Annotated in this window: 2 protein-coding genes; both read right to left on the bottom strand. The window is 40.7% G+C overall.

The features are described from left to right. Positions 1 to 29: 29 nt before the first annotated feature. Positions 30 to 13,553 (bottom strand): clostripain-related cysteine peptidase, encoded by a 13,524-nt coding sequence (locus SIB80_RS12165; protein ID WP_063419457.1) that lies wholly within the window; start codon positions 13,551 to 13,553, stop codon positions 30 to 32. Then, the gene (locus SIB80_RS12160) at positions 13,550 to 13,792 is read right to left on the bottom strand and encodes a hypothetical protein (RefSeq protein WP_063419454.1); all 243 of its coding nucleotides are present in this window, start codon (positions 13,790 to 13,792) and stop codon (positions 13,550 to 13,552) included. The genes SIB80_RS12165 and SIB80_RS12160 overlap by 4 nt, the downstream gene beginning before the upstream one ends. Positions 13,793 to 14,017 lie beyond the last annotated feature (225 nt).

The raw sequence follows: 14,017 nt of genomic DNA, 5'->3' as shown, positions 1-14,017 counted from the left end.
TGGCAGCCTTGTGGTTGGCTTTGAGGCCGTTAAGCGGTGAGCGGATCTTGGAATTCAGTGCCAGCAATGTCGTTATCGCTGCTGTCGCTATTGCCATCAGCGCCGATCACGCCCACCGCTGTTGGGTTTTCCAGTGATTCAACAAAGTCATTGCCGGCTTCTACGGCGTTTTGATCTTTAAAAGCTTGGTTATCCCAGGCGGCATCGCCTGTTGTTCCCTGGTTATCGAGTTGCTCCCAAGAAATTTGATCAGAACCGGTAAAGCTTGATTGGCTTCCATTGGCGCCATTAATTGGTTGTTGATGCAGGCTTTGGCCCCAATCGGCATCCAAGACAGCTAAATCAGCCATCGAAATCTGGCCATCAAAGTTGGCATCCACTCCTCGCGCCACACTGGCATCAACAAAGCCATCTCCATTTGCATCCACTGCATCGGGATCCTCACTGGCTTGTTGTTGTCTTGCAGCACCAGCATTGAGATAAGCCAGATCTTTCATTGAAACGCGGCCGTCGTAATTGAGATCGCCTTGATAGGTAATTAGGTTTTTGGAGCCCTTTTGGTTGCTAAAGAGATCTGATCCATCAGCTTTCAAACTGGCAATGCCTAAGCCGAGATCAACAACATTGCCTGCAGCACCGGTGATCTTGATGGCTGCATGCAACTGGCCTGATTCTTGATCGGTGGAGTCGAATGCACCTGTGTCTGAACGAAAGCTGCCGCTGTTGAGGCTGTTGCGCGTGAGCTGATCACCGTTCGCGTCGATGCCTTTGTATTCAAAATAACTTTTCTCTTCTAATAGCTGTGCATTGCTGTTGGTGATGCCAGTGACTTGGATGTTTTTCGCCTCGATATTGCCAAGATTCGTCCAGGTGCTTGTTGTTGAGATCGTGTCACCTGAACGAAGCAAATTTGTTTCTTTTGAGTTATAAGAGCCAATATCCAGATCACTACTTAAGATCAAGCCATCGCCTTGTTCTTGTAAATTAATTGTTGCCTCATAGAGGGTGACTTTGGTTCCATCAACAGCCAAATCACCACCGAGATCACGCAGGCTCTTAATATCGCGATTCACAAAACCACTTTCATCGTTTAAAGCTTTAGAGAAGACAGTTTCATCTTGATTGGCACTCAAGCCAAAGAATAGTGGTGTGCTGAGATCGTCAATGCTGCCATCTGAATTTTGATTGAGTTCGGCAAGATTAAGTTCATTGAAATTGAGGTCAATCGACGCCACAACAGCACCATCTGAGCCGATGCTCGCTCCGGCATCGGCTAGATGGCTTCCATAGAGATCTCCTGGATCTAGATCTCCAAGACTTGCAGCAGCAATACGGATGGTTCCCACATCATTATCGATGCGTACCGCATTGGCGATGGGTAGCTGCCCGCCAATGGTGATATCAGATGCTTTGATCTCATTAAAGAGATAAGGATCAAAATTGATCGTGATGTCGGCTGTTTCTAGGTTGTATTCAGCTGCCAAGCTCTTGGCTGTGATGTCAAGGCGATAGGTATCACTGAGATCAACTGAATCACCAAGAACGGCTAATTGCTTTCTTGCTGTTGCTTGGTCTGCTTCTGTTCCTTCTTTTAAATGCAGGCTATAACCCAGTTCGATATCACTATCGAGTGTTCGCTCCAGGTTCTCTGCCCAGCTACTTGCTATGTCGGGGTTGGTTCTTATGTCTGCTGTTTGGGCTTCAACATTGTCATCATTAACGGGTTCTTCTCCATCATCATTAACAGCAGCCGCTACCACATCTCCAGGTGTAAATAAGAGCGAGAATGTTGATGCTCGCGGTGATTCTATAGGGGTAAACTGATTGGGATCAACTGTTGTCTTGAGTTGTCGGAACTTGAGGGTGTATTGCTCTCCAGCTCTAGTTGATAAGTATTCAAGGCTATTACTGCCTGACCCTGTCGTAGACGTAACAACTGTATTATTAGAGTCCAAGATCACTGCCTCGTATTCGACTCCGTCAGCAACATTGACTTCTACATTCATATGTTGCTCTATACCGGATAAAGTTGGAGTCTCAATGCTGTAATAAAGCCAGTCACCATCTGTGACCGGAGTGGATGGTGATGTTGTGCCAAGTGTCAACTGGGGCCCGCCTAGAACACCAAGCCTTTGAGCCTTATTAATAGAGGTGTTTATATTCTGCTCTGGATTTGAATCACTGGGGAGATCAAGTTTTAGGCTTGCACTTGGCATAGGCAGGCCATTATTCTCAACCCTTATAACATAATCTCCTGCTGCCAATCCATGAATATTGATGGTTGAATTTTCATCAGAGACAAGATATTGATTGTTACTGTTTATCAATGAGAGTTTTATGTCAGCAAGGCTTGTTGCTTCCGGTGAAAATAATTGAATATTAGAATCAGCTTGACCAGCTTGTGCAAGAGTAAATCTGAAATACTTAGAAGTGCCCTCATCTACCGCAATGCTATCAATATTAATATCGTTACCGCTCAGACGACCTAGCTGGAATGGATTTGAAGAATGTTCATGACCAGAAGCCCAATCATTAACGGGTGTTAAAAGATAGTCGGTTCCTGAATTACCTGAATTACCTGAATTACCTGAATTAGGAGCATAGAATCCTTTTTGCCCCTCTAGAAAACGATACCATTGTGTATCCTCATGGAATTGCGAATGGCTCTGTATATATGATTGAGTATTATTACCACCGCCTTGTGGATAAAAAATAGAAAGGCCACTACCATTATTTTTATGGATAACTGCTGCTTGAATGGCGTCAACAACATTTTGAGCCGCATTTTTTACTGAGTCGTCCAATTCGCTAGCATTGGTAATAGCATGCATGAATTGGCCAAGATCTATTAACCTGGAGGTATAATTTTTAGCAAATGAACGCGCTACTTCAATACGATACCGATCCTTACTGCTCAAACTATCAGTAGTGTCAACAAAGTCTGATAGAGTTTGTGCGATTGATTCTAATTTGTTGGATTCAATCGCCGAAAAAGCTTGAGTTCCTGCAGAGCTATAATTCGCTCGATAATCGTTAACCATGGTGATAGCAAAGGTTTTCGCATCAACTTCATGTGGGAATCTATTTAGATATTGTGCGTGAGATAGCCATGATCCAGTTCCTGCTCCAGCCGATGATTGTGAACCCATGCTGACCTGGGCTGAATCTTTTAATTCATAGGCAAACTCCAAGGTGCCGGTAAAGCAACCATTCATTCTTAATATTTCCAAATCGATAGCTTCATTTTTTTTGAGTTGCTCAAGTTCTTGAGAAAGCTCTTCAACTTCAAGAGGATCTTGAACTTCAATATCATCAACAATGGAACCAAGGCCACTACTATGGCCAGATATAATCAGAGCTTGGTTTTCAGCTGGTGCAACCTCATTTGCCCATTTGATGAAATCAGTAACTGTTTTAGGATCACCCATATTGACTTCATCTAGCACTTCAAAATCAGAGGAGATCCATTTTGTAGTTTGATCTCTTCTAAGAAGAGAGCGGCCTACAGTATTCCATTTGGGTTGAGCCCCGGCCCCAGTTGATGCATTTTCATCAAGATTGCGGTTATTGGGTTGATCCCACATAACTGCAAAGTTAACATCATCAGGAAGATCCCATATTTTCCTTTGAGCCTCTAAATGATTGACTACAAGTTCGAAATCTATATCTAGAAATGCCGGCAAATAATACATCATTGTCCAAGCATCAATCCTGTCTGGGTCGGTTGGAAGATTTGTATAAATGTCGTAAGTATTATTTGATGAATTTACCCCGCTCACTTTAATTGTATACTTTCCAGGATCTAGTCCGTCAAGAGATAGGATCGAACCTTGATGAGTCTGTATGGAAGTAGTTTGTATAGAATCAGTATTTATAGATGATGATAGAGGCAAGAAAGATTCGTCTAATAGTTCAAATTCTAATTCTCCATCATTTGGGAAATAGCCTAGATTGATGTAATCACCTGTTTGGCCAGTGTAAAGAGTCTCGAATTTAAAATAGTCAATATCCTCTTGTTCACCATTAGCAACAGTGTGAATAGAAAAATCAAATACATTTTTATGTCCAGTATGTGAACCCAAGTCAAACGCGTCATTATCACCATTATTAGTCTCGAAATAATCTGGAGAAAAATCGATTTGCGGTAAATTAAATTCTAAGTCATATTCCGCTGCGTTAGTGTTTGGGGTATGGGGAAAAACTACAGCAAAATATTCTCCTTTTTCAAGATTATGCAGGCTTATCTCCTCATTATTACTATTAGACAGGGAATATCTGTCTGCTTGTATGCGACCTTTCCAATCCCAAAATATCTCTTTTTGACGAATTTGAGTTAGTATATTTGGCCCCCCCAAATCGTAGATTTTCTTCAACCTGGATAAAAAGGCTGTATTGTTTTGATCAAACAGATACAAATCCAAATCCATATCCCATTGATCAAACTCTGCTTTGATATAGTGATCACTTGAGCCTTTATCACGCAGCTTAAATTCGTATATATCTACATCAAAATCGTCTGATATTGCTGTATTGGTGAGCTTTTGCTTGCCGACAAACTGCCCTGAAGGAAGGGAATTATCAAGTTCGTAGGCCTGAAAATCTAACCAATCACGTCGTTGTGAAGTGAACCAATCATTAGTACCATAGTCTTCATAAACATCACCTAATGGTTCGATTACATCGCTTGGCGGATTAGGATTAGCTGGTTTCCATTCTCCAAAACCAACGCTCTCAAAAGATGGTAAGACATAATCAAGTGTTCCCGTAATATTATCTGCTGAAACTCTAAAGTAATATTCACCAATACCTAAAGCTGGTTCCAGCTCATCTCCACTAAACCCATCCCAAAATACCCCTTTCCCTATATTACCCGCTTCACTAAGCACTCCACTTGAATAGCCTACCCACGATTTCTCCAGGTCTCCAGCCCCTCCGTATATTTCTGTTAAGGCAGTTTCTCCAGGTAATCGCTCATATACTTGGAACTTTAACTCTCCAGATGTATGGTCCCACTCTATAGATTGTCCAGTCAAACCGTTAGGGTATACCGCTTGATACCAGTCTTCTGTATTCTCTGGATTTAATGAGCCCTTGAGATCCTCAAAACTCTCATAATCTCCTGGAGGAACAAATGAATTATGAATCAAGTCTTCGATAGTTGTTAAATGACTACTAACGCTATAGACTTTTGGGGTTTCCCCACGCCCTAAGGCATCTTCAATCTCAGATTTCGTCGTCTTATTATCATAAATATCCTCAAAAGCAGGATCTCTTGTTGGCAAAGATAGGTTCAGATCGAAAATATTGTCATCACCCCTGCCTATAACCTTAATAAGATAATCATCGGCTGGTAAACCAGCTAAAGTTAGTTTTTCATCGTTGCTAGCCTTATATGAGTAGTCTATTAACTGGCTTCCATCTTTATTAAGTAACTCTATGTCTAAATTTCCCAACTGATGCCAGTGGTTTAATTCAAGAAAACTTTGATCATTCTCCCATAGAAGTGGTGATCTATAATTAGTGGTAAATTTATAATACTGAGCATCATTACCCGCATCAAGATAAAGATTTGATGTTTGGCCTGCAGATAAAGGAACAGCAGTAGCGATCGTAGTATTGTTTCCTAATCGATCCGATACGGGAGTCTGATTGCCATCAGTAATGTCTAAACTATATCTATTCGGAGATCCAGAGATCACTGCTGCATATTCTCCGGGCAGGAAGCCATCGAGAGAGATCCACTCGCTATTTACATCATGATTAGAGAAATTAGAGCTGGCTAATACAGAATTATCTAATTTGCTTATCAAATCAAGTTTGACATCGCCTAATTGGTGATTGAATCTTATGCCAAGGCCTGAATCTTCCGTGCCTTTTGAACCAAGACTAAAGCCACGTATATCGATATCATCATAGCCAAGATATTGTTGCTCTAAATGGTGGCCTCCTGATACATTTCCTAAATCAACATATGACTCATTATCCTCTAGTCTTTCATAAAGGTCATCAACTAGCAGTGATTCTGTATCTTTATACGAGGGTAAATTGGTCAATAACGTATAGTTAACTGGGGTAAAGCTGTCAAAGTCGCCTAATCCATATATATACTCTGGATCTGTATTACTGTATATACTTAAATAATAATCGCCTGCTGGTAATCCATGCAGGTTCATTGGTGCAGTACTGTCTTGTGCAACGTTTCCAAACCTGCGGAAGTCATCAATGGACCCTGTTGCACCGCCGCGGATTTCAATACTTGAAGGACTTCTTGAAGGCCTTGCTCCCCATGCATCGGATAAGACAAGCTCAACTCTCTTATCTAGGCCACTAGGAGTGAGTTTTGTGAGCTGGGCAGGGTCTTCATATCCTAAATAATCTTCTGTATTAACTACTGGAGTTGGTAAGTCTTCAGAAATAATTTGGATGTAATCATTGATGGTACCTGTTCTTGGAAGGCTGAATTTAAAAACATCAATATCCTCAGAATAGTGAATAGATAGGTCTTTATCTAAATTGAGCCCTGCTGATATTTGATCAATAACTACAGCTGTACTCTTACCATCATTAGCATCTCCTTGTTCATATTTATCTCCTAATCCCTGAGCAGGCGGGCCCTTGATTTCAAGTGAATAATCTACAGCTACACCTGGGCCAATCGACAGTTCATATTCTCCAGGCCTTACACCTAAAAGGTTTATATATTCACCATACACAGGGTGGTATGTAGATTCTAAACTACTAATTTCAAGATGCGTCAGTTGATATTTATTTGGGATATAAATATCATCTGGTTTTCTTTTTATGCTGAAGGAAGGTGGGGCAGAGTCGTCAATAGTTGTTGTGCGAATGTAATTACCGTCTTCTCCTCGATTGATAAGATCAAATCTATATTCATCTATATAATTACCTGCGTTATCTGTGACTTCCAGTGGCTCTGTAAGTTGATCTGATACTTCGAAATCAATTTCATTTGCTCTTTTAAGTATGCTTGAGATTGGAGCTAAATGCCTTGCTCCCACAAACACATCACCAATCTCAGCTTCATCAAGCGGTCTTTGTTTATAGTAAAATGTATTGTCGATACTTAAATTGTCTAATTTTATAGTATCGCCTTGTATGATGCCTAGATCTACGATTCCAGATTCATCAACTTGGACGTCTTTGTATTTCAGGTAAAGATTAAAGTTATAATTTCCATAGTCAACTACTGGAGTTGACTCTGTAGATCTGAGCACTTGATCTGCTTGAACTTTCAGATAATAGTTACCTGGTGATAGATCTAAACTTGCTATTCTGGAATTAATCGAACTTGCTTTAAGGTCAAGGTTTACTTCACCATTTTCACTTTTACTTTCTTTAAACAGGTGAGCATCAATAGATAAGCCCGAAGATTGGAGGTCTGACCTAAATTGTATTAGATTGGATTCCCTGTTAGGGCCCCTCTCATCATCTGCCAAAGCTACAACATCATTCTCAATCGAAAACTTATACCAATCATCATCATGCCTTGTATGTAGGCTGCCAGATACATTGGTAATCCCTACTGAAATCTCAGATGGATCTAAACTTATAGCATTAACAAACTCATCATTATCTGGCTCGGCCTCACTAGCATGAGGTATACGTATACCAGTATCCTGATCATAATTAGAAACATTGAATTGGATATCATATGTGTTGTAGAAATCATTGAGAACCTGATTGGCTGGATTTTGAGCATTAAACTTACTTCTTACAACTAGACCGTATTCACCTGCTTCTAAACCATCAATAGAATTAGTGAACTCTTGTCTACTGAAGTCAGAAGACCAAAGTTCAACATTTCCGAACGCAGGAACGCTCCAATTATTATTCGATGTATCATACTTATAATGTCGCTGTATTCCGAGCTCCGTAGGAACGTTTAATGGATCATCCCTATTTGCCCCTCCGACGCCCCTGATCCAAGTGTCCAGGAAATCCACCATTTCCGGGTTTATTTCAATATTTTGTTGAAGCCAACTCGATTTCTCCCACGGAACCCTTTCGTCTTTATATGATAGAACAATATTGTCGCCCTGATATTGTTCTCCTGTTACTGAAAACGTAAAAACATCAATATCGTAAGCATGTTTGTCCCAAGATGCTGCCCATATCTCCTGAACATTTTGATTGTATAGACTTGGATCAATGTAGTGTAAGAGAAACTGATCATCAGGATTCCAGTGGTAACGCTCAATATCAAGTTCTTCAATATCAAAAGTTAAATCTCCTACAATTTGCTTGTCACTTACTTCGCCTAAATTGTAAGCTGTTTCGGGTGTATCATTCCTATCGTTGCCTTCATAAAAATCCTTCTCAGGAAATACTGATTGGTCGTGAGGAAGTATGATTGAAGGTACTTTTAAATCCAGGCTGTAATTAGCTGGTCTATTTGACGTTACTTCTAGATAATAATCCTGATTAGGTTCCAGTTCATAACCTAAACCACCACCCCTAATTTCAGTATCCCAATTATGGCGACCATAAACTATCTGCCCCATAGCTGGCTCTGGATACCCCTGTAGCCAGGAGAGAGGGTGTTGGTTCAGTTGCTCTCTATTTTGGTCGTAAAGGTTTAACTGTATATCTGGATTCTTATTGTCTCCTATGGCTTCAAAAGCGGTTTTCTCCCAGCTGGTTATAGCGTCAACTTGAAATTTATAATAGTCTTTATCATGCAATGAATGAAGAGAAAGATTGGTAAGGTTTAGCTCATCTCCTTGCAGAACAAGCTGTGTAGCATTATCAAAATCATCGTTACTGGCGTCGTCATGATCATATTGATCTGCAATTATACTAGGCTCTAAATTATTATTAGAACTAGCTCCAATCTTATATGTTAATGGTTCTGCTGAGGTTATCTTTGCAATATATTCCTGTTCAGGAAGATTGGCTAATGGCAACACAAAATGCCTGCCATGAGTCACATCAGTTGAGATATATGATTGGCTGACCAATGTAGTTCCATCTGTTAGATAAAGATTGGCCTCTATTCCCTCCTGATTTCCATGATATACTGTTTCTTGCGAATTAGAGTCATTATTTTCATCTACGATATCTATATAGATATTGTCTTCTAGTGTTCCCGTTGATTTTAAACTCATCTTATAGGAGTCAATATCATCTTGGCTATGTATTGTTCTTTGATGAGTAAATATGTAATCTTCGGCGACACCAAGATCTACAACTTGTTCCTTTTCTCCTAGCTTTTCATCAATGTCTGGGATTTGTGTTTTATGCCTAACTCGTGAAACCCCTTGGTCACCAGTTCCCCCCGGCCTCATATCTTTAGCATAATAATAATCAGGGACATAGCCTTCTATTGAATAATTATTTGTTGCTCCATCGACGCCAGATACTTTAAAAAGCCCTAATCTAACTTGCTCATCATCGCTGAAGGTATTCGAACCAGAAAATAAGAAATAATTTTCTATTTTGTCAACGTCACCTGATGACAGATCAATCCAGGTATCTTCTTCGCTTTTATTTCGCCACCAATCTGACTCATAAGGGTTCATATTTAAAGCAACGTTTTCTACCTTTAAGTCGCCTAAAGCGTGATCAAATTTAATTGATAGATTTTCTGGATATTGCATGTCTTCACCAATGCCTAGGATGAAGTAATCAACATCCTCGCTGGAATGAATAGATAAATTGCTAATTATATTATTCCCTGTACTAAGCCCTCCTAAATATATTGCATCTGCTACCGTATCATTTCCAGTAAAAGTTCCACTACTGTAGGGATACGCGTGCCGATATTCATTTCTAGTATAGTCTTCATATCTATCTGCACTGATATTTGTTGCTTCACCCCCAAAACTCAAATCATAGTAGCCTATTTCATTTTGGGGGCTCGATACCACTAAATCATAAGTACCTTTTGGGAGTTTATCTATTGTTATTAAGTCATTAAGCACATCATTTCTAATTAGATTTTCATCACTAATCTTCCTTGACACTGATTGCCTGCCATACTGTTCAAGGTCGTTATTCCTATAAATACTGCTGGTAGAGCTCCACTGGGGATCACGCTCAGATGGAGTGGTGGGGCTTTTGGAGAGTGATCTATAGATAGGGGTATCACCATCCGGGGTGTATAGTTCTAGATTGAGGTCTAGTTGATTTCTATCAAATATCAATTTCACTTCTGCTGCTGTTGATTCGTCGTCAATCACAAACCTATAACGATCAATATCAGAGCTACTATTGATCGCTAGGGAGGATTTTGTTTGCCCTGCCTTCACACTACCTAGATCGACAGGACCATCTAGGTCTTCATCTGCTATATCCACTATTAGAGGCTGCGGAGTATTAAATGCAATCCCATATTGGTGATAGCCATCGTCATTCTCGTATATCCAGTATTCACCAGGAGTGCCATATTGCTCACCAGTTACTTTGAGGATATAATTTCCAGCTTGAATGTCATTTAATGGAATGCTGTACCAACCATGACGAATATGTTCGCCACTAGAATCTAATAAGGATATTCCATTTGATTGAAAGAAATCATCTGTAAATAGTGATATCGAATGATCCGATGTTGCATCAGTTTCTAAAATAAAATCAAAATATGAACTAGGATTTCTAAGCGTCAACAAGGGATTTGTTGGCTCTCCTCCAACGTTAAATTCTCCTGATATCTTCCCTAAATCTAGCCTAGAAGAAGAATTTAAAAATGAACTAAATGAACTATCGTTACCTCTAGATAATTGATCCTGGTTTGGAATTTTATTGATTACATATGGTATCCCAGATTTTCCAGTATTATTAATGCGTGCATTGCTGTTGTATATACCTTGATCGCTCTGGTGACTTTCGCTGCCGACAACTAGATAATAATCTTTACCGCTCGTAAGCTTGTCTACTATGCTATTAACTCCATCATCTACCTCAATATAAGAACCCTCGCTGTCATAGTAGGTCTTGGTAACTAATGATCCCGAACCCCAGGCCCCCGCGCTGGACCCCACCCCGTCGTAATCGCTGCCTGTTTTGGGTGTGTGTGGGGAAATCTCATCAATAGTTTGGCCATCATATGTGAATGAATATACTCTTCTTTCATTTGAATTCAAATAATCCTTCGTCTGCCAACCTGATAACGGAGTTGCATCTCCAGCATATTTAATTTCACTCTCAACAGTTATGTCACTAAACGGTGTTATGTTATCTCCCGCTGCAGACTGAATTGCACCCTCTTCTTCATTCTGCTCAACATAACTAACTTGAATTGATTTTCCTGCCTTGATGTTTTCATCTGGCCTTATATATATAATATTTTCGTAGACTCTTATGTTTTTGAGCTCTACTTTTTGCCCTTCAACCTTTACTTCGAATGCTGTTAATGGCGGCTGTTTATGTAATAAATTTTGATCATAATGGAGGGCTATCTCTTGATTGGGAATGTTTATTGCATATTTTAATTCTGGCTGTGATTCAATCTCATTTCCTGTTGTAAAAGCAATGGCTGATTCCCCTGACAATGCGATGCTATTGCGTTCAGTATCAGTAATCACCCCTTCGCTGTATTCAACCTTGTAGTTGGTATTTTCTTCTAGTGGCTGTGAAGGGTTGATGATTAATATATTTTCATCTATGTTGATTTGGCTTGCATCACTTACATCTATTTCACGCTCATCAACTTCGCTAATGATTCTAATCTTACCGGAACCTGCCTGAATCTGCTCATTAAATATAAATTGAATCTGATCACGAGTGTTGATATTGCTTGCATTATTATTGGGAATGGAAAAATAGATCTGCGGAGGTGTTGCGTCAGCACTTATTTCTAATTGATAGTGAGCATTGTAACTGCGCCACCAATTATCGTAATAGGATACTTGAGCATAATATGTTCCGGCTTCTAGATTCTGCTCTGTTGTGGTTACCTTTTCACCGCTCAATAAGTTACCATCGCTATCCAAAAGCTCAAAAACAGCCGCGCCTTGATTTGGCGTCAGCAGTGTTTCGTTATGACCATAGGTTTCAATGGCTTCATTTTTAATTGCAATCGTATAATTTCTATCTTCTTCTACTATCAGTTTTACCCAATCTACATCGCTAGAATTGGAAAAATTACTGGCCAGTTTGTTATTGGGGTCATCAACTGAATGTACATATTCAATCACACCAGCAGTTGTATTGTTGGCCTTAAGCTCTATCCCTTCTGTCGAGAAATTCCATTCTGTTGGATCTTGAATGCCAGCATAATAGTTGCCCGATATATCTTTAAAGGCTGTGTCATCGATGAGTACAAAGTAATTCTCATTTGGCTTGAGTTCTTCTCCTACTAGGAATTTCGCAGTCGCTGTGTTATCGCCATGGCTATCATTAGCTAATTCAATTGTTAATTCATCATTATTGCCAACTGAGATTTTCCTTGTGTCGTCAGATCCATTGGACAGCGTTATAAATCCACTGCCTCTTTCAACCGCCTCGTTAAATTTAATAGGTATCCACTCTAATGAGGTGTCTATGTATTTTCTGTTATTCGAAAGGTTGTAATCGGGGATTAAGGCTGGAGGTGTCCCGTCGCCATCAGTTTTGAAGGTTATTGTTGTATTATTGTTTACTCCAGAGAATGGTTTGTTTGATAAATCTATAGCAAATCCTTCATCAATTAAGACATGGTAGTCGGCTTCTGGATTTAAAAGCGTACCATTGTCTTCAGAGTTTAATTGGTAGGTGGCATGGCTGTATATACTCCCGCTGGGTGTTGAGTAGGAGCGGTATTCGTCATGCCAATTGAAATCATCGGCCGATAAGATGATCTTGTGTTCGCCTGATTGGAGTGTTACGTTGCCACTACCTGCCTTTACTTGTTCATTAAAATATAGAGAGAGTGGAATTTGGGATTCGCCAATATAAGTTTCTGTCGAAATATGCGGGACTATAGAGTCTGAGTTGGGTGATGTTCTGCTTATTATTGGCCCTGCATCGTCTTCAAGGATTGTTAATGAATTATTTGCTTGCGTAGCTATAGCATTAGCACTTGATGAATTTCCAACTGTATAATTCAGGTCTATAGACCCTGTGTAGCCAGAGTCTGGTGTTATTAGATAGTAAAGTCTTTCTTCAATAACCGTACTATTACTTGCCTCAAGCTCCCCAACGTCTGTCCAAGATGAATCACCCCATAAGTTTTGGTATCCTTTGGCTAGATCTTCTTTCTTGATTTTATAGTCATTATTCTCTAGGCCGTCGCTAAATATTACTTTTGGACCAACAAGAAATACATCTGGGCTGGGTGCCTGTGCGTCATTAGCAGTGCTTGCTGCGACCTGTGCGCCTGCGCTTGCCGTTAATGCTGCAACAGTGTTAAGGCTGAGCGCTGGATCGGCGCTGCTGCTACGAATGCTGGTTTGGCTGCCATTGCCAGACAGATTGCTGTCTTCGCTATTGGCAGCAGACGTGTTAGCAGGTCTGGCATTGCTGTTATTTGTTGCTTCTCCATCAGCCGCTAAGGGCTGTTGGCCTGCATTGATGTTGGCCTGATCGTCTTGTTCGTTGCTGTGATCGAGGCTGCTCATCGCCGCAAGCCTCGCCAGCGGCTTAGAGCTTGACCATGACTTTGGCCATGCCCTTGCTCATTTCCTTGCCCTTGCTCATTCCCTTGCCTTTGGCCTTGCCCTTGCTCATTCCTATGCCCTTGCCTTTGCTCTGCTTCTACCCCACCCACAGCCAGCAGCTTGAACTGCAGGCAGGCTGATCCATCAAGGAGCCCGCTCTGCTCCCTGGCCAATAGATCAGTGTTGGCGTGGGGTAGCACCTTACAAGCGGTTGATCGGCACAATTTCAACCCTAGTTCTAGGGGAAAACGCTTATCTCAGGCAATCACCTGCCAGAAGACTTATCGATTCACTGCCGTGATGTTGTTGAGTGTGAGTTAGCAGAAGAGCTGGCTCAAAGGCTTGCGAGAGCTTGCCTTTTAGCCTTTGCCTTTTGGCTTTTTAGCCTTGTCTCCGCTTGGCAGCCTGGTCGTTGGCTTTTAGCG

The organism is Prochlorococcus sp. MIT 1327 (assembly GCF_047304785.1).
GTDB classification, from domain to species: Bacteria; Cyanobacteriota; Cyanobacteriia; order PCC-6307; family Cyanobiaceae; genus Prochlorococcus; species Prochlorococcus marinus_D.
The sequence above is the reverse complement of the archived record's forward strand: the minus strand, read 5'-3'. Positions and strand labels throughout refer to the sequence as shown.